This is a genomic window from Streptomyces sp. NPDC001933, from assembly GCF_042890955.1.
Classification (GTDB): Bacteria; Actinomycetota; Actinomycetes; order Streptomycetales; family Streptomycetaceae; genus Streptomyces.
In genome coordinates, this window is record NZ_JBIASS010000018.1 from 68,994 (window position 1) to 90,443 (window position 21,450).

Below are 21,450 nucleotides of genomic sequence, written 5' to 3' on the forward strand. Positions count from 1 at the left end.
CGCCACCAGCCCGCGGCATCGGCTGAACTCGGATGTCATCAAGGACCATCACGCGGCGCACATGGCCTCCTGTCCCCATCGGCTACGAGACGGAGAGGCTTGCCACGTGCGGTAAATGAGAACGCCACGGCCCCACAGACCGCCCAAACGAGGGACACGGACACTCAAGACGTGGTCGGTAAAGTCCACCCACATGGCGTGCTCGTAGACCAGGTGGGAGACGTCGACGAGCCGGGTGAGCGAGGACTGGGCGGCCTGGATGGCGAGGACCGCGCCCGCCCCGGCGGCCAGGGGCAGCCAGCCTGCGATCAGCATGGCGGCGAGTGCCGTGTAGGTGATGCCGGTGCCGATCCCGCCGACGGTCCGGCCCGCCAGGGTCAGCGCGGCCGAGCTCACGCCCAGGCGGGTGTCCTCCTCGGCGATCTGTGTCGTCAGCCTGCGGTGCTCCTCCAGGAGCGCGCCCTGGGCGGTGTCCGAGCGGAGCTCGGCGGCAGCGTCCCTCTCCAGCAGCAGCCAGGAGAAGACCCGCACCCTGCGCTGCAAGGTGTTCCACCGTTTGAAGGAGTGGAAGCGCGCCCGGGCGTTACGAACGGCTGCCGCGCCGACCGGCAGCACGGACAGCAGGAGCAGCGGCAGCAAGGCCGGGTGGAGGACGCCCAGAACGCCGGCGGTGCCCACGAGCCCGAGCAGTGCTGCGGCCAGGGAGACGATCTGGCCGACGATCTGCCGGGCGTAGAACAGTCCGCGGTCGTTGGCCCGGTAGGCCTCGTCGTGCCAGTCCGCGTCGTCGACAACCTCCAGTCGCACATGGGCGGTCAGGGTGAGGAACTCGCACTCCAGCGCGGTGCGGATCTTCGGTGTCACCCTGGCCTGCGCGACGGCGACGCCCGCCTCAAGGAGCGCCCGGGCGGTCAGGAAGCCGACCACGACCAGGAGTTGGGGGATGGCCGCGCGCACCCGGTCAGGGGTCGGCCCCTCGGCGAACAGCTCCCGCAGCACTGCCACCGAGGCCATGAGCCCGAACGCCGTCATCGCGGCCGACGCAAGCTGCAGGACTGCGACCGCGATGGTCGCGGCCCGGTCCGCGTTCCAGGCCAGTTGGCCGATCTGGCGCACGATCCGTGGCAGCCGCGCGAGGATCTGTCCCACCGTGGCCTTGGACGCGGCGCCGTCGTACACGGACCAGTACGCCTCCGCCAGGCCGTCGGCGATGTCACCCTCATGCGGCCCGGCCGGCACGGCGGCGGGCGGCAGCGGAAGTTCTGCACTGCGCGGGGCGGGCACCGCACCCTGGCGGATGCCGTCTGCGTCACCACCGGTGCTCATGCCCCCCACCTCGTATCCAGTCGTGCTGAGCGGCGCGCGTAGACGTCGGGCTGCTGCTTCCCGCAGGGCTGGAAGGCGAGCGAGGACCGCCGCCGCTGTTCGAATTCGCGGCGATGGGTGGGCGTGGGCCCGGTGTTCATGGTGTCCTCCGTCTGAGCGGCCGGTTGGCACTGGTGCTCTAAGAACGCGCCGGATCCGGGGCCGTTACGGCCCCGGGCGGGCGAATATCCCGAACGTGAATGCGGATCTGCGTCTGGGGCAAGAGACGCCTGCTTGGTCACTTTTGAACTCACACGTTCGAGTGGTTGACGTCGTGCGGCACCCGATCAGGGGCTTGCGCGGTCCTTTCGCAGACCTTGGGCAGGAGCGGGGCGCGGTGCGTGGTGACTGACCATGTCCAGGCCCTGCTGGAAGATGACCGGGTTCTCCGAGAGGTTGACCCGCAGGAGTTGGCCGCCTGGATACAGCGCGTCCCAGGCCGCGGAGGTACCACCGTGGACGACGGTCGGGTTGAGCCGCAGCCCCGCCCTCCCGCACTGCACTACCCAGGGCAGGAAGCCTTCCTGCGGGGTGCGGAGTTCGGCGAAGGCGGAGTATCCCGCGGCGGGCTCCGGACCTGGGACACGTCGCAAGGGAGATCTCGGGCCGTCGAGTGTGTGGGCGTTGCGGCGGAAGCGTTCGGCCATGACGGTCAGGTGGTCGCGGACGCGGCGGTACGTCTCCTCCCCGGGGAGTGCGGGCAGACCCGCTCGGTGCACGCTGTCCTGGGCGATCTGGACGAGCTTGGGCGTCTGCTCGAAGGGTGCCTCCACCACGGTGAGGAGGGAGGCGTAGAAGAGCATGACGAACTCGCCGACGGGATCGCCGCTCATGGCCATCCGCTCGAATCGGTCGCGGGCCAGATGCCGCAGCAGCGCCCTGTTCCTGGTGATGACGACTGCCGCGCGGAGCCCGGGCAGGGAGAGGTCCTTGGAGGCGGTGAGGATCAGGGCGGCCCTGTTCAGGTCGGTGCCGTGGATGCGGTCGCGGAGTATCGCGGCGGGCTGCGGCCCTTCGGATCCGATCTGGAAGGGGACATCGACGAGCGTGAAGTCCGGTTCGGACTGACCGGGCAGGGTGTGGCGGGCGCCGGTAACTCCGTTGGGGAGGACTTCGACGAGGCAGGTGCGCTGGGCCCGGGATGCGCCGGTGAGATGGAGGGTGCCATCGTGCCGGTAGTAGCCGGTCACCGGGGCTCCCCAGCGCACGGCGCACGCATCGAATGCGTAGTAGTTCGGCAGCGGCAGAACGAGAGCGTGACCGGTCTCGGCGAGATGCGCAATGGTCAGGCTGATGGCCTCCGTGCCGCCGCGGGTAAAGAAGATGTCGGGCGGGTCCAGCCTCATGTTCAGGTGGCTGCCGAGGAGTTCGGCCATCGCCGCCCGGGCGCCCGCCTGGCTCCGGCCGGCGTACGCGGAGAGCGTTCCGTCGCGGATGAAGCGGTCGAGCAGGGTGGAGAGGTAGCGGGCGAGGTCCGGGGAGGGCGGGAAGCGGTTGCAGCCCTCCCCGAGCTCGATCGTCGTCTCGGTGTCCGGGTCGGCGCCGTCGCGAAGGGCTCCGAAGGCGGTGAGGCAGTCGGCCTGCGCGGGGGCCGGGATGGTGTCGTGCACGGTGGCTCCGGTGCGCCATGGACCGGGGCGCTGCCGGGCTTCCGCGGTGCGGACGTCGGCGAGGTTACCGGATGGGGAGCGCCCCGGGGGCGGTTGGCTGCAACGGGGGGACCTCGTGCAGAGCCGGACGCCGCCCGTTCCGGACAGGTTCGGGGGCCAGGAGGATGCGGGCGGCGGCATCCAGATCGGGTATGTCGGTGTGCTGGTTGCGCCGCACCCAGATGGCGTCGATGCCCGCGCGGCGCGCCCCGGCGGCATCGGCCTGGGGGTTGTCGCCGATCATGACGAGCCGGTGTGCGGGGCCTGCGGCTGCCTGGGCGAGACGGAATGCCTGGGGGTGGGGTTTCTCGTATCCGCTGGCCGCGGAGTTGATCACCGCCTGGAACCGGGTGCCGATTCCCAGGGCGGACAGGAGCTCGGGGAGTTCGGGGACATGGTTGGACAGGAGTACGTGCGTCCAGCCGTGCGCGGTGAGCTGGTCGAGGACGCGCAGCGTCTGCGGGTAGAGGCTCCAGGCGCTGGGGTCGGTGTATGCGGCGCGGGTCGCGGCAGCCACGGCCTGCGGACGGGAGATCCCGAGGCGGGTGAGTGCCTCGGCGACGACGCCGGTGATGTGATCCCACCAGGCGTCGGGGACGCTCAGGTGCGGGTGGGGCTTCTGGGCGGCATGCCAGGGGAAGCCGGTGGCGAGAGCCTCGAACATTGCGGGGAAGGCCCAGCGGTGGCCGGGCTCTTGGACGTCCAGGACCTCCAGGAGGCACTCGGCCCAGGTTCCGTACCGGCGGTGGCCGAGCGTTCCGTCGAAGTCCCATATCGCGGTCTTGGCCCCCGTCACCACAGGCCGAGCGCTTCCAGGACGTGCGCGGCCTTGGGCAGCGGCGCGGCAGGGGCAGCGGTGAGGAGGTCGTCGGGGAGGCCCGCCTTCGTGTCGAGTTTGATCATTTCGCGCCAGCGCAGTGCCTGCGGCCACTGCTGCGTCCAGGTGGGGCGCAGTTCGTCGACGGGGATGTTCTCGAGGCGGCGTGCGTCGGTCAGGAGCCGGGCGGCGGTCTTGGCGCCGATTCCGCGGATGCCGGGGATGTTGTCGGCCGGGTCGCCCATCAGGGCGCGGAAGTCGGGCCACTGCTCGGCGAGGACACCGTAGCGGGGAAGGATGTGCTCGCCGGCAGTGTAGCGGCGCTCCAGGGCGAGACCGGTGTTCAGCAGGCGCACGCTGGGGTCGGCCAGGAGCTGGATGTAGTCCTTGTCGGTGGTCATGATGTCGACGGCGCGGCCGTCGGTGCGGGCGGCGGTGGTCAGGGTGGCGATGACGTCGTCCGCCTCGCAGCCGTCCTGTTCGATCCACCGGACGCCGCTGAGGTCGAGGGCCTTCTTGATCAGGGAGAGGGACGCGATCAGGCCGGGTTCGGGGGCGGGGCGCTGGGCCTTGTAGTCGCTGTCCTGTCCGGCGCGGGCCTGGGAGCCATCCTCGGAGTCGAAGACCACGAAGATCTCGAAGCCGTCGGCGTGCTGGACCTGGGCTTTGCGTAGGAGCGCGGCGAAGCCGAAGACGCCGGTACGGTCGGTGGTCTTGTCGCGGCTGGTGATGCGGGACGCGAATCCGAACCATGCGCGGTGCAGGAGGTAGTGGCCGTCGACGAGCAGCAGGGGCGCGGTCATGGCGTGGCCTCCAGGGGATGGTGCGTGCTGGTGGGTGCCTTTGACCGCGGCGTACGGGCATCCGTTGCCGGATGACCATGGAGTGTAGCCACCGGGGTGGTACGGGGTCGCCAGAACGTGGCCAGCAGCGTCGCGAGGTGTTCTGCGGCGTTGCGTTGGTTGAGGACCTTGCGGTGGGCGGCGGTGCGTAGCCGGGCGCGTTCGTCGCTGGTCAGGGCGAGCGCCCGGTGCAGGCAGGCGGTCAGGGCGCCGGGGGTGGGGGCGTAGAGAAGGCCGTTGTGGCCGTCGGTGATCTGTTCGGGGAAGCCGTCGATGTTCGGGGCCAGGACGACGGCTCCGGAGTGCTGGGCCCACAGGGCGGTTTCGAAGACGACGTTGGCCAGGGTCTCTCCGCGGCTGGGTACGGCCATGGCGCAGGTGTCGGGCCAGGCGGCCAGCGCGCGGGGGATGTCGCGGTCGTAGCGGCCGATGATGGTGGCGCTGAGCCCGAGCTCGGCGCTGCGCTCGCGGTAGCAGTCCAGCAGGGCGGCGCGTTCGTCATCGGTGGGGACGGCGACCATCGCGAGGTGGACGGTCTCGCGCAGAGGGGCGAGTTCCTCGATGAGGAGGTCGAGGCCCTTGGTGTGGTCCGTGCGGCCGATCGCGGCGACGACCGGGCGGCCCGCGGGGATGCCGAGGGCGCGCACGATGCGTTCGGCTTCGGTTTCGGTCGGCGGGGCGAGGTCGGCGGCGGTGAGGTCGAGCCCGGACGGCCAGGCCCGGAGCGTGCCCGGATCAAGGCCGTACTGGTCTTGGAGGTGGCGGGTGAGGAAGTCGCCGATGTCCGCGACCCAGGCGCGGGGATGGACGCCGGCGGCGGCGATGGCCTCTTCCTCCCAGGCGATGCGGACGGGGTTGGGGTGAGGGCGTTCGGTGATGCGGGCGGTGGAGAACAGAGCCAGCAGCACCTCCACGCCCGGATGGGAGCCGGTGTGGTGGGCGAGACCTGCGAAGGGGGTGTCGACGCCGATGACCAGTACCTTCTCGTGCCGGCTGGTCAGGTGCCCGGCGGCGCGGGCGGCTTCGCCGGACAGGTGCCGCCAGGTGTCCGGGTGCCAGAAGGGGCGGCGGGCGTTGTAGGGCAGGGTGATCACCTCGCCGCCGAGCCCTTCGACGACGCGGCGGGCGTAGCGGAGGTCGGACTCGTTGTAGCCCCAGGTGGCCGGGCCCGGCTCGGGGACGGCGAGGTACGGGGTGAAGGCGCCCGCGTGCGCGCTCAGGCGGTGGTGGTGGCGGGCGAGGGTGGCCAGGAAGGTCTTGGTCTGCCGGCCGATGCCGTTGGTGTTGTTCGCGATGCCGTTCACGGCGCAGTACAGCAGCGCCTTGGTCGTGGACACGGAAGTGTCTCCCTTGGTGTCAGGGTCAGCCGGCTGCGTAGAGGTCTTCCGGGTTCGGGCGCCAGATCTTCGACTTCGCCGGTGCTGGTGCCATGCCGTGTTGGGCGAGCAGGCCGACCAGATGCTGGTAGGCGAGCTCGGCCTCGGGCTCGGTGGGAGCGAACAGCGTGTAGTTGTCCGTCATCCGCACCGCGGTTTGCCCGGCCAGCTGCTGGTCGACCGGGGTCATCCGGAGGTTGGTCAGCATCGGGCTCAGGCCGCTGCCCGGCGCGAGCGGGTCCGGCAGCGCGTCCAGGATGCGCCGCAGCAGCGCCAGCACGCTGCCGTCGTGGACGAAGCGGGCAACGGAGGTGACCGCGTCCTCCAGGGCGACGCCTCTGGTGGCCGCCGCGACGTCGATGTCGGCGACCCAGATGAGGCCGGCGGCCAGGTGGCGGGCGGCGGCTGCGACCGCGAGGGGACGCCCGGCCCGCCGGTGCCAGCCGAACATCCAGGGCGGGTAGGCGTCCCGTTCCAGGACGGGCTCGATCGCATTGCGCAGTGCCCGGTGGACGATCCGGTCGGTGACGGTGGGAATGGTGATGGTGTGGTGCTTGCCCCAGGCGTCGAACTCCTCGGTGCGTAGCGGGCCGGGCTGCCATGTTCCGTCGGCCAGCGCCGTGGAGAGTGCGGCGATGCGGGCTGGCATGTCACGGCGGAAGGTCTTCCAGGTCATGCCGTCGGCGCCCGGGGAGCCGGTGCGGCCCATGCACTGGCGGGCGGCCCGTTTGAGGGCGCGTTCGTCGGCGGTCTGGCGCATCAGCGAGTGCGCGGCCGTGTGGCTGGTCACTGCGAGGCTCCGGTGGTGGCGGCGAGGAAGGCCTTGGCCACAGCCGCCGGGGCGTGGTCCGCGACCTGGTGCGGGCCGTGCTGGGAGGCTGCGTGATAGGCAGCTTGGTTGCAGAGCAGGTCCGTGAGGCCCTGCCACAGCACACCGGGACCGTCCTCCAGGGCGGTCATTCGCCCGGCCGGGCCGGTGAGCGCGGGCAGGTGACCGAGCCCGTAGCCGACGACCGGGGTACTCACGGACAGGGCCTCCGCGGCGACGTTTCCGAACGTTTCCGGGCTGGTCGAGGAGACGATGGTGGCGGCCGCTTCCGCGAGGAAGCCCGGAACCTCCTGCCAGGGCAGAGCAGGGAGGATCTCGACCCCGGGGAGGCCGGCGGCCAGCTCCCGGCATTCGGTGACCACGTCGTTCTGCATGCCCGGCCAGTATTCGAACCCGGCCTCGGCCAGCACGATCTGCACCGGCCTGCCCAGACCAGCCGGATGGGCCCTCAACAGTTCTGCGATGCCCTTGTGCGGCTCGGCCCGGGCCACGATCCGCACCGGGCCGCGCACGCGCAGCGCTTCACGCGCGGACGGCGACGGCGGGGCCACTACGTGCATGAGGGCGTTGGGGACCACGGCCCATGTGCTGGTGTCCACGCCTTCGCGGGCCAGTTCCTCGATCATGAAGGCACTGACCGTCAGCACCCGGCCCGGCTGGTGGTCCAGGCTCCGGTAGAGGGCGGCATCGGTGCGCGGGACGTGCACCATCAGCGCGGTCGCCGTGCCGGCGGGCGCGGGGCTGAGGTATCCCAGCCCCCACACCGCGTCCACCCAGCACACCAGGTCCACCTCGCGCCGGCCCAGGAGCCGGCGGATTTCGTTCTGCACGGGTGCGGGATCGGCGAGGAGCCTGGTGAGGTCGTCCTCCAGCGCCGGGCGGGGCAGCGTCAGGCTGCGCAGGCGGAGCAGATCCTCGCCGTCGTCGGCGGCGGCCGGGCCAGCGGCGATGATCAGGCTGCGGTGCCCGAGCTCACGCAGGCCGGCAGCGAGCGCGGCGATGGAGCGTTCGATCCCGGCGGGCTCGTCCGGGTTGTGCGTCAGCAGGACAAGAGCGATGTTCATGGGGTGGCTCCACTGGTCGGCGGGGTGGGGGCGGTGTCACGGACGGGCCGCAGCCCGATTCCCGGTGAGGAGATGTCGGGCGGGATGTCGTTGGCGTGGGCGCACTCGGCGTACTGGACCAGGGAGTTGTAGGAACCGCCCCGAAGCAGTGCGACACGGTCGCGGCGCCACGGCGCTGATGTCCACTCCCACACGTTGCCGGCCACGTCCCAGATGCCGTCCGGGGTGCGGCCGGCGGGGTGGGCCCGAACCTGCGTGGGTCTTCCCGGGCCGAAACCCCGCAGATTGGCATGCCCGGGACCGGGCACCTGCCGGCCCCAGGGGAAGCGGCGGCCGCCTCCCGCAGCCATCCACTCCCATTCGGCCGACGTCGGAACCCTTGCGCCGAACATGTCTGCCAGCTGCGCAGCATGGACCAGTGCCAGCCCAGTGACCGGCAGCCCGTCCACGCACAGCGGTGTCGCAGCCCACCACAAGTGAGCCACCTCCTGGGAGGGGTGCCACTCGCCGTCCGGAACCCGGCCGCCGGATATCCGGATCCACTCCACGGGATCGAGCCGGGCCGCTAAGGTGGAGATGTCCCGGGCAGCAGGCACGTTCCCCGGAGGAAGAACCGGTCCGCTCACCAGCACACGCGGACTTGCCTCCAGCGAAAGACGGCCCTGTTCGGGCGCCCGACCGCCACTCACCGGAGCCCGGCCCCGGCGACGATGGCGAGCAACTGGTGCCCAGGGGCTCCACCGTCGGCGAACGCGCCGCTGAAGTTGTGGTTCAGGGTGCGGGCTTGGTCCTGGCGCACGCCCCGCATACTCATGCACAGGTGCTCGCCGTCGGCGACCACCCCGACATCGGCGGATCCGGTCGCCTTGGCAACATCCGCGGCGACGCCGTCCACGATCCGCTCCTGCAGCTGGAGGCGGTGCGTGTGGGCGGAGACGATCCGGGCGAACTTCGACAGGCCCAGCACGCTCCCGCAGGGCCGGTAGCCGATCGTCAACACCAGCCTCATGGGGATCAGATGATGCTCACACAGGCTCCAGGCGACGATCCCCCGCCCGATGACGATCCGGTCGGTGCCTGCGGACAGTTCCTCTTGGAAGACGGTGTCCGTGCGGCCCGGGTCGTGGTCGAAGAACTCCTGCCACCAGCGGGCAACTCGCTCCGGGGTACCCCGGAGGCCCTCGCGCTCGGGGTCCTCTCCCACAGCCAGGAGCAGCTGCCGGTAGAGGCCGGCAACCTGTTCGACATCCACTCGCGGGCGCAGCAACGGATTGATCGGGCTCGTCATCAGGCGAAGACTTTCGTCTCGGTCCGTGCGCCAGCACGGAGAACGGAGAGAGCATTCGGGCCCTCGTGCAGGAGCAGATCCAGGGCGCTCAGGCCGGGGCGCCATCCGGGTGCGATGCCGTACTCGGGGTGGGAGTAGGTGGCGACCTCGACAGTGATGGCGTGTTCGGCCAGGCGGCCGAAATCCAGGTAGGCCGGTGCGCCGGTTCCCACGCGCAGGCGCGTCGCGCTCCGCGTGCGGCAGAGGTCAATCAGCATGTCGGTCTGCCGCCCGGCCGGGGCGAGCTCGCTGGTGCGGACCATCGGCAAGGGCAGCCCGAACGCGTCGAGCATCACCCGCAACAGGGCCTCGTTCAGGCCTGCGAGATGGGTCCACGGCGTGCGGTAGACGGCCTCGAGGGTCTGGCGGAGCTCGGGCCAGTACGGGGCGCGGGCGTAGGTCTGGGCGAGACTGCGCCAGTGCCGCCCGGCCCAGGAGCCGTCGGCAATCCGGGTGTTCGCGAGGCTCTGGCCGAAGTGGCGTCGCACCGGCACGGTCAGCCGGACCGGCCCAGCGTTGCCGCGGATGTGGTTGCGGTTCTGCCAGCCGCGCTCGGCGAACTGGACGTGATCGAGCAGGACCAGTTCCCCGGCCCCGATCAGGCGGGAGAAGTAGCCGGGCCAGGGAAGATAGGCCGGCTGGTGGGCGACCAGCACGTGTCCGTCCATCAGTAGGCCATCCGGTAGGCCACGAACGCCTCGGCCCGCTCGGTGCCGCACCCGGCACCGGTCATGGAGTCGATCGCCCGGATCCGCTCCAGGGACCGAGGGTGGTCGTGATCGCGCAGCTCTCGGGCGTAGCAGGCCAAGGCTTTGTCTTTCACGGCCGCGGTGCTGGTGACATCCACCCAGACGGTGGCGCGTGGCGGTGCCGGGCTCCAGGCGTGGTCCTCCGGGCCGTGGAAGCCGAGGACCATCCGCGGCCAGTGCCGCAGGGAGCCACTGGGCCGGGCCGCCGCGTAGGCGGCCTGGTGGACGACCTGGTGGTCCTGGTGCACGGATCCGGCCGCCGGGATGAGGAGCGCGGCCGGCTTCAGCGCCGTCAGGGACAGGTCCCGTCCGGCCTCGATGAGGCGGACCAGATCCGCGCTGTGTCCGGCGAGGTTGGTGGCGCGGCTGTCGTCGCTCCAGACGATGGTGCGGCCGCTGACGCCGAGAACGTCGCAGGCCGCGTGGAACTCCTCGTACCGCAGCCGGCTGTCGGTGGAGGTTCCCCAGCGGGGCTGGGTCAGACACGCCACGGCCAGGACGTGTACGTCGAGCCCTGCGGCGGTCAGCCGGGCGATGGTGCCTCCGGCTCCGAGGGTCTCGTCGTCGGGGTGCGGGGCGACGGCCAGGACGCGGTCGCCGGGGTTCAGGCCGAACATGGCCTGCCTCCTCTTGATCCGAAGAAGGGGAACGGGCGTGAGGACTGTTCAGACGCGGGGCGGGAAGGGCATCGAAGGGCCCCGCAAGCTGGTGAGCGGGGGCAGGAGTTCGCAGAATCGGCCGGATTCCGGCTCGGGCTCCCAGGGGAAGTGCACCCAGTCGGCGACATCCCAACCCCAGCTGTCGAGCGGGAAGTCGGAGCCCTTGTTGCGGCAGAGCACGGCGGCGCGGATCCTGGCCGGGCGCACCGCGAGGGTGAGCATGTCCTTGACCGCGCGCAGAGTCGCCCCCGAGCCGCAGATGTCATCGACGACCAGCAGCGGGGCTCCGGCGGCCAGCACGGCGACCGCCTCACTGTTGCGGTCGTCATCGAGGAGAACCCGGCCGGTGGCAGCCTGCTGGATTCCCTCGCTCACGTTGTGCCGGGCACGTACGACGACGGCAGGGACGCCGAGCTGCTCGGCGACGATCTCAGCGAGACGGACCCCGCCGCGGGCGATCCCGACAACGGCCGCTGGTGCGTCCACGGCTTCCTTGTCGGCGATCAGGCACGCAGCGGAGAGGAAACTGTCGTGAGTGAGCCGCCAGATACGGCAGTTCTCGAAGACACGCTCGGTCATGGCCAGCTCCAGGAGTCGAGAACGGCTTGGATATCGCCGTGGCGGCCCATCGGATCGGTGATCAGGCGAGCCCGCGCTACCGGCACCGGGCCCAGTACTCGGGCGTACCGCGGTTCCATCAGCAACAGGGCCTCGGTGGAGGGGAACCGCGCCAGATGCCGGCGCAGTACCCCTGGCGCAGTCCAGCTCAGGGCGCTTGCCCGCTCCTCGGTCATGGGCTGCTCGTACGTGGAGACGGGGGTATCGGCGGTGACGAGCCCGTACCGGGCCGACAGCACCAGAACCCGGTTCCGCTCGGTGCTGCCTGCGGCAACCCGGTCCCGGACCAGCGGGACGACCCACCCTTCGTACAGGTCGAGCGCGGGAACGGGGCTGGAGGTGACGCGCTTCTCCTTGCAGCACGCCACAACCACGAGCCCGTTGCCAGCAGCTTGTTCAGCGGCCACGCTCGTCACCCCACAGCAGCACATGCAGGCGGGTGCCGAGCCGGTAGCCCCGTGTCCGCACAGCCTCTTCCAGGGCACGCATCCCCGCGAGGATGGTCTCGAGGTCCGTGCCCTCCGGCATCACCGAGATGTCGGTCAGTGCGTAGGCCGCTTCCAGCGCGGCGACCTCCGCCACCTCGCCGGGCTCGGAGACGACGAACTTGAAGCGCGCCCTTCCGGTGGCGACGAAGGCACGCAGGGCGTCGGGGACGAGCCGTCGGGTCTCCGGCATGCCCTGGCCGAACCGGGGCAGCTTGGGCGACACGTTGAAGTACGGTCCGGCTGCCACCAGGTCCTGGGACGGGGCGATGGTGCCGTTGGTCTCGATCTCCACCATCCGCCCGGCCGCCCGCAGTCCCTGGACCAGTGCGGTCAGGCCGGCCATCTGGATGAGCGGCTCGCCGCCGGTGACAACCACGAGATCCTCGGGCTGGTCCAGAGCCCACGCCAGGAGCTCCTCGACACTTTCGTAATGAGCCTCTGCACGTAGGTCGTACCGGGTGGTGTCCCACGTGTAAGGGGTGTCGCACGCGGGACAGGCGAGGTTGCACAGCGCGAGCCGGATGAAACAGGCGGGCACCCCGGTGCTGGAGCCCTCACCCTGGACCGTGCTGCCGAACTTCTCGGACACCCGGATCCGTGAACCGGTGCGCGGCAGCGTGCTCACGCGGACCCGTCCGCGTACTCGGCCCAGCTGGTTTCCGTCTCCGAGACCCGCGCGCGCACGCCGCCTTCTGGCGCCCTGTCCGCAAGCCACTGCGAGAAGTGCCGGGCGAGATTTTCCGAGGTCGGGTTCAACCCGGGGATCACCTCGTTCAGAACCCTGCCGTTCACGGCGCTGTGCAGGTGATTGCGCAGCAGCACAAGGACGTCCCCGAGCCGGGGGACGTCGGAGGCGGGCACACTCAGCACGTAGGAGTGGCCGTGCAGATTCCCGCACGGGTGACCTTTGCGCAGTCCGTGCAGCTGGTGCGACGCCCCGAAGGCGATGGACGCGTCCGACGGTGGGGCCTGCGGCCTCCCGGTCTGCACGCGGACCGATTCCAGGACAGACGCGACGTCGGGCGGCAGGTTCTCGCGTGCCCAGACAACGAGGTGTTCGGCGATCCCCTCGTCGGAGACGTCCTTGACCGAGTCGTTGATGAGCTGGTGATCCAGAGCCCTATTGACGTACTTGTCGAGGGGGGCCAGGTCGCCGAAGTCGGCGACGAAGCCCACCGGGCTGAGCACCGAGGAGGACAGCACTGCTTCCACGGTGAACGAGTGGCCGTCGAAGTCGCCGTCGGTCAGCTGACGCGTGGCCTCGAAGCGGAATCTCTTCCCGATCCGGAAGAGAGGCTGGGAGCGGGTCACTGGACTGTTCCCTTCGGCGTCGACGCGTAGACGGTGGGGTCGGCCACCCCGGCCTCGTCGAACGCCTCCCGGCGCTCGACGCAAGTTCCACAGGCACCGCAGTGCACATCGCCGCCCTCGTAGCACGACCAGGTCAGCTCGAACGGCACACCGAGGCGTGCGCCCTCGCGCACGATGTCGGTCTTGGTGTGATCCAGGAACGGGGCGACGAGCCGGAAGCCGGGGGCGATGTGTCCTTCGTTCCCGGCCCTGATGGATGCCTGGAGGAGGGTGAAGAACTCCGGTCGGCAGTCCGGGTAGATCGCGTGGTCCCCGGAGTGCGCGCCGAAGGCAACAGCATCGGCCCCGCGGGCGACTGCCGAGCCGGCCGCGATCTCCAGCATGATCGCGTTGCGATTCGGGACGACCGTGCTGCGCATGGTCTCGGCGCGGTAGTGCCCGTGCGGCACCGGGACGGCCGGGTCGGTCAGGGCGGATCCGCTCAGAATCCGGCCCAGCGACGTCAAGTCCACGATGTCGTGGGCCGCGTCGAGCTGATCGGCCAGGTTGGCGGCGTGGACCAGTTCCTTGACGTGACGCTGCCCGTAGTTGAAGGAGATCAGGCTCATGCTGACGCCCTCGTCGCGGAGCTCGTAGGCCGTCACGGCGCTGTCCAAGCCGCCGGAGAAGATGAGCACCGCGTGACGCGGTAAGGCAGTAGAAGGCATGGGTGTGCCCTTCCGAGGTCCCCCGAACCGTGTCCGGGGCAGTGGATTATCTGGACCTGGGGTGTGCGTACAGGGAGGAGCCCGATGGCCGTGCCGCGGTGTTGGAGGTGCTCCCGGGCACTAACCCCGGGATGGGACGCACGGTTTGGTGCCGAGAGCTCCGAACCCGGACGGTCATCGGCCGCCGCGGGACTCGCTGTGCACTCACAGACTGAAAGGAAGTGACCGTGAAACCCAGCCAACGGCCCTATAGGACGGTCCTCTGGCGCCCGCGCCAAAGCCCTGACAAGGGGGCATGGTGCCTCTACGCTGAGGAAACCTCATGCCGCAGCCCCAATATGAGGGGGAGACCACCGTGCGCATCCGTTCCCCGTTAGCTGTTCCGGCCGATCTGTGGGATCGCAAGAACGTTCACCGCGCCCTCGCTCAACGCGATCTTTCAGCCGTGATCAAGCATTTCCGGCAGTACACAGGCGCCAGCCAGACCGCTGTGGGCGCCCTCGTCGGGCTCGCCCAGTCCGACATCAGCGCGATCGAGCGCGGCGTGCGACAGGTACAGAGCGTCGAAGTCCTGACGCGGATCGCCGAGGGCCTGGGCATCCCGCTCGCCCGCCTGGGCCTGGGTAACGACGCAGCCGACGCCGACAGCCCCACGCGCCACCATGCGCTCGCCGCCACGCCCACGGCCGATACAGTGGCTGCATCCGAGCGGGAGCAGGAGGCCGATGTGCGACGTCGTGAACTCATGGCTGGTGCGCTGGGAATCGGCGCCGGCCTGATCGCGGGCAGCGGTTCCGGGGCCGCTGCCGCAGCACCGGTGGCCGCCAACCCGGCCGCAGCCATGGAGCGGTCCCTGTTCGAGCCGGTGCCCGGACGGCCGACCAGCCTCAGCGAACTCGCCACCGGACTCGCAACCGCCCGCCGGCTGTTCTCCGGCGCCCGCTACAGCGCACTGGGTAGCGCCCTGCCCCACCTCATCGCTACTGCGGAAGCGACCCGGGACGCAGCCACCGGCCGAGCCCGGGAACGCGCACAGGCCGCTGTCGCCCGCTCCTACGTCCTGGCCACCGAACTCGCCGTCAAGCAACACTCCGAGGCCGCCTGGGCAACCGCTGACCGCGCACTCTCCGCCGCCCGGGACAGCGGCGACCCATGCCCCCTCAGCGACGCCGCACGCGTCCTGGCCATCACCATGCGCCGCGCCGGACGCACCTCCGCCGCCGTCGACTTCCTCGCCAGGACCGCAACCTCGCTGACCGCAGAGAAGGGACAACCGCAGACGGACACGCTCGCCGCCCGTGTCTGCCTCCTCATGACAGCCGCCTACACCGCGGCCTCCGGAGGCCAACGCAGCACCGCGCTCGCCCTGCTCCAGGAAGCGGAAGAGACCGCCAACCGCATTCCCGGAACTCAAAACGGGAAGCCAGCCGGCCTGTTCACCATCTCGGCCAGCCCCGCCGAGGTCGCGATGTACCGGATCAGCAGCCTGACAGCCCTCGGAACGCCCGACGACGCCGTTCCCTACGCACAGCGTGTCGTACCGGCACAGCTAGCCAACACCGAGAGAGTCGCGCGTTACCTCACCGATACCGCCCGCATGTGGCACCAGCTCGGCGACGGGCGCCGCACTTTCAGCGCACTGCGAGCCATCGAACGCACCGCACCCGAAGAAGTCCGGCGCCCCGCACTCCGCACGCTCACCGCAGACCTCCTGTACACACCAGGCAGCCTGCCCGGGTTGCGGGAGTTCGCAGTACGCACAGGCGCCCTTGCTTCCTGAGGAATTCCGGCTGACAGTTCTGAGACCCGCGATAGGGACGTCCTTCCACGTATGCCTGCATGCCCGCCACGATGCCGGTGACGCGGCTTGGTCCCCATGAGTTCGCGACGGCTTCGTTGACGAGCACGCCGGGTTATGGCCTGGTGGCGACGATCGCCTCGGTTCGGATCACCTCATCGAACCGTCCGAACGGGACGAAGGTGAGCAGCGCTGCGCGCAGGTTGTCCTGACCAGCGGGAAGTCCGCAGTGGCCAGGCACCCGCTCGATCAGTTCTCGTTGACGAGGCGCATGAACTGGTCGAAGTCCATCTGCTGGCCATACGTGAATGGCTCCTGGATGACGTTCCACTCCGCGCGGGTCACCCCGTCCCTGCACACGCGTACCGGGAAGCGACCCGCTTGCGCCCACCACTACGATCCCTCCGACCTCATAGAGGGGACCGTCCTGACCTCCGGGAAGGAAATAGACCCACCCCTCTTGGCCCCAACCGTCGACGGTGATCGAGGGGTAGGCCGCGGTCACAACCTCCAAGCCGTTCCGCCCCGGCCATGGCTCCTCGAACGCGGCTGCGTACTCGTCTATGTGCTTAATCTCCATGAAGCGTTCGCTAAGCATGCACGCTAACGGACTCATCCATGCCTGCGCTCCTGGCGGTGCAGACCGCGCCCTCCCAGATGTCCCGGTCGTAGCCGGCGACCGGGGCACGGGCGAACGCCGGGCGTTGCCCACCTCGCTGTCGCCGAAGGGCATGTACGTGACGTCGTGACAACGGCGAGGAGACGCAGGCCAGTGATCTCACTGATGCCGGGGGTTGGTAGACCTGCATCAACTCACGGCCGCAGCACGCCCTCCTGGCTGGGCGTCAGCGGGCCAGGCCTTCCGCGCCGACCGGGTGATCTGACCGAACGGGAAGGATACTCCCTGAATGGCTGTAAATGATCAGCAGGATCTCGGCTGTCAGTTGCTCCTCCATCTTCAAAAAGTCCTGTGCGCGCATCACTTCTGTCTGCGGTCTTCGCTGCGGCGCTGGCCTTCAGCGCTGACGCGCCATCGGCCTACGCGGCCTCGGAGACGACGGCCTCGGACGTCGGGGGTCACGGAGACCACCGGCTCGCGATGGCGGCCGCCGTTGCGGCAGCGGCCACCGAGGGCGAAACGCTCATCACCGGGAGGGACTCCGTGGCCACCAGCTACCCCGCGTTCGTGGAGGACCTGGTGCGCCTGACCGGGGCGGGTGTTACGGCCGCGGACGACGAGGTGTAGCAGCGCAGGCCGCTCGCCCGACCGGCCCTGGCATAGGCGCGGGCCAATGCGAGCGTGAAGCAGTGCCCGCGCGCGGTGCCGCCCCCGGCCGACAGTGTTCTGCAGACTTCTGAATCGTCGGAAGCGGGCTGATGTTCAGTCCTGGGCCGCAGGTTCCGTGGCGAGATAGGCGATCATGGCTTCGACGATGCACCCTTCTTGCTCGACTGGGTACCCGCGGGTGAGGCAGCCTTTGGCGAGAGCCGCGGCTGGGCTGGACAGCATTGTTCGGAGGTCTGCCCATATGGGGCTGTCGGGGGGCCAGGGTTCTTGCGGCGTGTGCGTCGGGGTCATCCCGATGTCGCAGATTGCGGTTCGTTTCTGAGCGCTTTTGGTGAGCGAGTTCCAGATAGCGGTGGCGATCCGGGTTCCGCCGAGGTCTGCGTCTGGGGCGATGGCTACACCTTCTGCTTGGTCGGCGAGGGCGGTGATGTGCTTGAGGATGTCATGGCTCGGCATCCCGGCGTGATACAGGATTGCGGGTGGTTGGCCGCTCGGGGAGAGCACCTCGTTCAGGGCCTCCGCGGCTTGCAGATTCTCGACGAAGATCAGGTTTCTGCTGTGCAGGTCGAGCCGAAGGTCAGCGGTGGCCGCTGGCAGAAGAACGACTCCGAGGCCGTCGAGGGGTCTGTGGTGACCGCCGGCGAGGGCCGTGATGGGACCCGCAAGTCCCAGGCGGCTTTGGCCGCGTAGACCGACCGCCCAGGCCAGGGCACTGGGAACGCCTGATTCACGGAGGATCCGGATCGCGTCATCCCATGTTTTGGTGCTGCGTGTGTGCGCGAGCGAGAAGGCCCGAGGGCTGGTATGACGTTGTCCGGCTCCGATGTCATGGGCCAGTGCGGCGAGGATGGCGCTGCGTTTCGGTGCGGGGACGGCCCGGTCCAGCTCCCGTATGAGGGCCTCGTCAAGTCGTCGGAGGTCGTCGGCGTCTATGCCGTCGGGGAGCTCGTCGAGGTCTTTGATTTTGTAGCGGGCACGCTGCAGTGTGGTGGTGCTGTGCTGGCGGTTGGCTGTGCGACCCTCGCGGTACAGACGTGCCTGACCATGTCCTGCGGTCGTGAGGTGCCAGCGGATGGGGGCACCGAGGGCGAGGTCGTCGGTGACCTCGCAGCGCACAGTGATGGCGCCGGCGCGTGCGAGGTCGATGGCCCGGGGCCAGGCGCTTTCGGCGAAGCGTGCTTTGACAGCGCTCCATGTCCGCGTGGAGGCGCCGAGAATGAAACTGCGGTCTCCTCTGCGGCCCTCGCTCAGGGCGGCTTCTAGGGCGGCTGGGTTGAAGGGTGTGCTGGCCAGGAGATCTACGTGCCTGTCACGGAGGAATCTGCCTCGCTGGAGGACGATGTGCCGGGTTCCGGAGCTGTCGCGCCGGGTGCGTTGAACGGTGCGGGCGAGCAGGCCAGTTGGAGTTCCTGCCAGATGCATCACCGGCCCGTGGTGGGGCTGAAGGACTGCGGCCATCACCACAGGGTCCGTCCTGCAAGAAGAGCGTCGAGAGTGAGTTCGACACGTTCGTTGTTCTCGTCGTAGCCGAACGTCCGGGTAGCGGTGTTGAGCGCCTCGGTGTGGCTTGGATAGTGGAAATACAGCAGGCCACCGTAGAAGTCGGCGGCGTCGTCGGTAAGGGCATCCTGGCAGGTCCCCAGCACGCTGATGCCGTACTCCTCGGAGGTACCGGCGATCGCGTCGAGCACCTCACGGCGGTGGTGGTAGCCGAGGGCGTCGCCGAGTTCGTCGAGGATGAGGACTCTTCCACGAGCGTGGGGTGAGGCGAGCAGCGCTGCGAGGACGAGGTGAACGGAGAACAGTTTCTCCTGGGCGGCGTTGGTAATGTTGTTGTACGGGAGCATGTGCCCGGTGGGTGTGCGACGCCAGTGGGGTGTGATCTCGCAGCGCCAGATGTCGGAGACTGTGGCAGGCGGAGTGAGGGTGCGCCGCAGTTCGGCGCCGTATAGGCCGGCTCCGCGGTTGAGGCGGTCGAGGGCGTCTTCGATGTCCTGGAGTGCCTGGTCGAGCCGGAGGGCGATGCTGTCCTGCGTGGCGCGCACACTCTGGTTCAGGTCGGCGACGGTCTGCTGGGCGGCGGCGAGAGCGACTTCGCGTTCCTCCCGGTTGGCTGCGACGCGGGAGCGGGTGCCTCGGTCGCTGTCTGCCCGTGTGTCGAGCCAGTCCTGGATGGCGTCGGCGGGCCGTTCGAAGGCTTCGGCGCTGACGAACTGGCGGCTGCCTTCCTCGTCGGCTTGGTTTGCCCGAACCTGCACGGCCCGTGTGATGGTCGGGTTCGGGGCGCCTGTCCCGCTGATCAGGTCGATCCCCAGATCGGCTATGGCCTGCTGCAAGTAGCGGCCTGCCACCTCCCTGAGGGAGATCTCGCTTCGGCGTTCGGGCTGCGGTGCGTCAGGTGCCTGGTGTTGGCCGTCTGAGGGCAGGTGGAGTGCGGCTCGAGCCTGGTCGGGGCCTCCGGCCCGTTCCGTCCAGTACTCGATGTTCAGCGCCGCACGCTGACGGGACAGCTCCTCGTCCCGCGTGAGAAGTTCTTTCTGTGCAGATTTGGCTTCATCACGCTGGCGTGTGGCCTCCTTGCGCTGCAGAACCAGCATCCTCTGCTTCACCAATGCCTCCTCTCTCACCCGTGCCGCCTCAACGGCTGCTGTCTGTAGGCGCTGCACCTGGGGCGCGATGTCGGTGAGTTCGGTTTCGAGGGTTTGACGTCGTGCACGCAGTTCGATGGCTCGCTGCGCGTGTTCGAGTCGCCTTTCGTTCAGGTCGGCGTCCGCCTGAGCTGCATGGGCTCGTTGGACGGCTTCGGCCGTGGTGCGCAGCGTGTCCTCGGCCTGGGTGGCGAGGCAGTGGAGGTGTTCGAGGAGGACCTGACGGCCGGTGATCGGTTGGGGGAAGCCGCCGAGGATGCGCAGTCCGAGTTCGTCGTCGAGCGCTGCGCATGGGTCGGTGGTGTTGTGCAGGCGCTGGGCCAGGGCGTGCAGGAAGGGGCGCAGGGGCGGCGGTGCGAAGGCGGGGGAGCGTGCTGACGGGGCTTTGTGGCGCAGGACGAGGACGGCGCCGGGGAATGCGGCAAGCTCGTGTGTGGCGCGGTCGGCCTGCTCCGCGTCGATGCATACCGCGTCGCGATACAGAGAGAGGCGGGCTTCCCACCGGGAGCGTTGGCTGGGCGGGATGTCGAGGCCGTCGAGCAGCCCGACAGCGTCGATGCCGGCTGCGGCGAGTATCTCGACGGTGCGTCCGGCCTGGCCGTAGTGGCCCTTCTCAGCCTGTTCGAGGTCGCGCAGTGCACTGGTGTGGGCGTCCTCGGCTGCGGTGCGCCGTACTTCGGATTCGATGCTGGCCATGCGTGTTTCTGCTGCGGTTTGCCGGGCGTCGTCCAGGCTGCCGTGCGCTCCGGCGGCTTCCCGTTCTGCCTCTTGGATCTGTTCCTGAGTCCTTTCGATGTCCACCTTCAGGAGCCGCTCCCGGTCGCGGGCCGCGTCCAGTTCATTGGCCGCGCGCTGGGACTTCTCATCGGCATGTCGCCAGTCCTGGTCGACCTTCTTTGTGTCCTGCAGCGAGGCCAGATCCTCACGGGCACGGCTGACGGCGCGCTCTGCTTCAGCGAGCATCGGCCGGAGCTTCTCGCCGGCGGCGGATAGTTCGTGCTGCTCGTCGAGGACATCGAGGAGACCTCGGGCATAGTGCAGTCGCCAGAAGTCCCGTGCCTGGGAAAGGTTCCGGCGCGCCTTGTCTCGCTGCTCGATAGCGAGGAGAGCCTGCTCCTCCTGGGCGAGCGCGTTCGCATTTTCGTGCTCCAGCCCTGCGAGCTGCGCTGTCTCCCGGGCCAGATCGCGGCGCACGGCTTGGTCGGTCTCCAGCAGGTGCGCTCGGCCCGTCAGATCGATCAGCGCTGATCCGATGCCAGCCGGTGTGAACTGGCCGGTCTCCAGTTTCAGGAGCGAGGGCCCGCCATGGTGCTTACCGCGGGATGTGAGGTAGGCCAGGCACCGCGGAACAGGACCGTAGAGTCGCTCAGCGTACTGGACGGCGCCCAGCGCCGGCCCCGGCAGCGACTTGAAGATCCCAGGTGCAGCGCGGTGGCGTTCCTCATCATCATGAGAAGTGGCCAGGCGCACGCCGGGACCGTGGCGTACCTGCACGTAGGGGGCGGTGGAGGAGATCCGCATCCAGACCGTGTGAGCGGAGGCCAGAACATCCTCAGGGTCCGCGAAGACGCCCGCGATGAAACCGAAGGTTGCCGCAGGATACCGCTGGGCCGGGACACCGGCAGTGTCCGGTTCAAACAGAAGCTGTGCGACGGCTGCCGGCCCGGGCCCGTACATGCGCCATTCTGGGTCGCCGAGCAGGAGCGACACACTGGCCAGCCAGCTCGTCTTGCCGGACTCGTTGGAGTCCTCGGGGCCCTTGCCGGTGACAGCGACAAAGCAGCCGGGTACGAAGACGACCGCGGCCGAGGGGTGGCGAGCGATGTCGAAAAGCTGCACGCACACCAGCTGGCGGTCACCGATCACGCCCAGGTCGATCTTTCGCTCGCTGGTGGGCTCGACGAGCGGAGCATGG

General features: G+C 69.4%; 20 protein-coding genes. 2 read left to right on the top strand and 18 right to left on the bottom strand.

Annotated features, from left to right (window positions below):
- Positions 1-48: 48 nt before the first annotated feature.
- From ACFYY7_RS33835 to queC, 16 genes are all read right to left on the bottom strand, one after another.
- On the bottom strand, positions 49-1,326 hold the full coding sequence (locus ACFYY7_RS33835) for a hypothetical protein (protein ID WP_388667650.1): 1,278 nt from the start codon (positions 1,324-1,326) through the stop codon (positions 49-51).
- A 326-nt stretch (positions 1,327-1,652) separates the two neighbouring features.
- Positions 1,653-2,975 carry an aminotransferase class I/II-fold pyridoxal phosphate-dependent enzyme gene (locus ACFYY7_RS33840; protein WP_388667651.1) on the bottom strand — a complete coding sequence of 441 codons (1,323 nt, stop codon included), beginning with the start codon at positions 2,973-2,975 and terminating at the stop codon, positions 1,653-1,655.
- A gap of 64 nt (positions 2,976-3,039) precedes the next feature.
- The gene (locus tag ACFYY7_RS33845; RefSeq protein ID WP_388667652.1) at positions 3,040-3,810 is read right to left on the bottom strand and encodes an HAD family hydrolase; all 771 of its coding nucleotides are present in this window, start codon (positions 3,808-3,810) and stop codon (positions 3,040-3,042) included.
- The gene (locus ACFYY7_RS33850) at positions 3,807-4,634 is read right to left on the bottom strand and encodes a 5'-3' exonuclease H3TH domain-containing protein (RefSeq protein WP_388667653.1); all 828 of its coding nucleotides are present in this window, start codon (positions 4,632-4,634) and stop codon (positions 3,807-3,809) included. Before ACFYY7_RS33850 ends, ACFYY7_RS33845 begins: the two co-directional genes overlap by 4 nt.
- Positions 4,631-6,010 carry a glycosyltransferase family 4 protein gene (locus ACFYY7_RS33855; protein WP_388667654.1) on the bottom strand — a complete coding sequence of 460 codons (1,380 nt, stop codon included), beginning with the start codon at positions 6,008-6,010 and terminating at the stop codon, positions 4,631-4,633. The genes ACFYY7_RS33850 and ACFYY7_RS33855 overlap by 4 nt, the downstream gene beginning before the upstream one ends.
- Before the next feature lie 25 nt (positions 6,011-6,035).
- Positions 6,036-6,839 (bottom strand): reverse transcriptase domain-containing protein, encoded by an 804-nt coding sequence (locus ACFYY7_RS33860; RefSeq protein ID WP_388667655.1) that lies wholly within the window; start codon positions 6,837-6,839, stop codon positions 6,036-6,038.
- Entirely contained in the window at positions 6,836-7,942 is a 1,107-nt protein-coding gene (locus ACFYY7_RS33865) for a glycosyltransferase family 4 protein (protein ID WP_388667656.1), read from the bottom strand. The genes ACFYY7_RS33860 and ACFYY7_RS33865 overlap by 4 nt, the downstream gene beginning before the upstream one ends.
- Entirely contained in the window at positions 7,939-8,631 is a 693-nt protein-coding gene (locus ACFYY7_RS33870) for a formylglycine-generating enzyme family protein (protein ID WP_388667657.1), read from the bottom strand. The genes ACFYY7_RS33865 and ACFYY7_RS33870 overlap by 4 nt, the downstream gene beginning before the upstream one ends.
- On the bottom strand, positions 8,628-9,230 hold the full coding sequence (folE, locus tag ACFYY7_RS33875) for a GTP cyclohydrolase I (RefSeq protein WP_388667658.1): 603 nt from the start codon (positions 9,228-9,230) through the stop codon (positions 8,628-8,630). Before folE ends, ACFYY7_RS33870 begins: the two co-directional genes overlap by 4 nt.
- Entirely contained in the window at positions 9,230-9,937 is a 708-nt protein-coding gene (locus ACFYY7_RS33880) for a WbqC family protein (protein WP_388667659.1), read from the bottom strand. Before ACFYY7_RS33880 ends, folE begins: the two co-directional genes overlap by 1 nt.
- On the bottom strand, positions 9,937-10,635 hold the full coding sequence (locus ACFYY7_RS33885) for a PIG-L deacetylase family protein (protein ID WP_388667660.1): 699 nt from the start codon (positions 10,633-10,635) through the stop codon (positions 9,937-9,939). The genes ACFYY7_RS33880 and ACFYY7_RS33885 overlap by 1 nt, the downstream gene beginning before the upstream one ends.
- A 48-nt stretch (positions 10,636-10,683) precedes the next feature.
- Positions 10,684-11,256 carry a phosphoribosyltransferase gene (locus ACFYY7_RS33890; RefSeq protein WP_388667661.1) on the bottom strand — a complete coding sequence of 191 codons (573 nt, stop codon included), beginning with the start codon at positions 11,254-11,256 and terminating at the stop codon, positions 10,684-10,686.
- The gene (locus ACFYY7_RS33895) at positions 11,253-11,702 is read right to left on the bottom strand and encodes a DUF6884 domain-containing protein (protein WP_388667662.1); all 450 of its coding nucleotides are present in this window, start codon (positions 11,700-11,702) and stop codon (positions 11,253-11,255) included. The genes ACFYY7_RS33890 and ACFYY7_RS33895 overlap by 4 nt, the downstream gene beginning before the upstream one ends.
- On the bottom strand, positions 11,692-12,408 hold the full coding sequence (locus tag ACFYY7_RS33900) for a 7-carboxy-7-deazaguanine synthase QueE (RefSeq protein ID WP_388667663.1): 717 nt from the start codon (positions 12,406-12,408) through the stop codon (positions 11,692-11,694). The genes ACFYY7_RS33895 and ACFYY7_RS33900 overlap by 11 nt, the downstream gene beginning before the upstream one ends.
- Positions 12,405-13,094, bottom strand: a complete 690-nt coding sequence (locus ACFYY7_RS33905) for a 6-pyruvoyl tetrahydropterin synthase family protein (protein WP_388667664.1) — start codon at positions 13,092-13,094, stop codon at positions 12,405-12,407. The genes ACFYY7_RS33900 and ACFYY7_RS33905 overlap by 4 nt, the downstream gene beginning before the upstream one ends.
- Positions 13,091-13,771: a 7-cyano-7-deazaguanine synthase QueC gene (gene queC / locus ACFYY7_RS33910; RefSeq protein ID WP_388667665.1), complete on the bottom strand. Its 681-nt coding sequence runs from the start codon at positions 13,769-13,771 to the stop codon at positions 13,091-13,093. The genes ACFYY7_RS33905 and queC overlap by 4 nt, the downstream gene beginning before the upstream one ends.
- A gap of 475 nt (positions 13,772-14,246) precedes the next feature.
- Here queC and ACFYY7_RS33915 point away from each other — a divergent pair, with 475 nt between their 5' ends.
- Together ACFYY7_RS33915 and ACFYY7_RS33920 are read left to right on the top strand one after the other, a co-directional pair.
- The gene (locus ACFYY7_RS33915) at positions 14,247-15,581 is read left to right on the top strand and encodes a helix-turn-helix domain-containing protein (RefSeq protein ID WP_388667666.1); all 1,335 of its coding nucleotides are present in this window, start codon (positions 14,247-14,249) and stop codon (positions 15,579-15,581) included.
- 988 nt (positions 15,582-16,569) lie between these two features.
- A complete protein-coding gene (locus tag ACFYY7_RS33920; protein ID WP_388667667.1) occupies positions 16,570-16,845 on the top strand; it encodes a hypothetical protein in 276 nt (91 codons plus the stop codon).
- 135 nt (positions 16,846-16,980) lie between these two features.
- On the opposite strand, the gene ACFYY7_RS33925 is transcribed toward ACFYY7_RS33920, so the two are convergent.
- Together ACFYY7_RS33925 and ACFYY7_RS33930 are read right to left on the bottom strand one after the other, a co-directional pair.
- The gene (locus ACFYY7_RS33925; protein ID WP_388667668.1) at positions 16,981-18,345 is read right to left on the bottom strand and encodes a hypothetical protein; all 1,365 of its coding nucleotides are present in this window, start codon (positions 18,343-18,345) and stop codon (positions 16,981-16,983) included.
- Entirely contained in the window at positions 18,345-21,401 is a 3,057-nt protein-coding gene (locus ACFYY7_RS33930) for a hypothetical protein (protein WP_388667669.1), read from the bottom strand. The genes ACFYY7_RS33925 and ACFYY7_RS33930 overlap by 1 nt, the downstream gene beginning before the upstream one ends.
- Positions 21,402-21,450 lie beyond the last annotated feature (49 nt).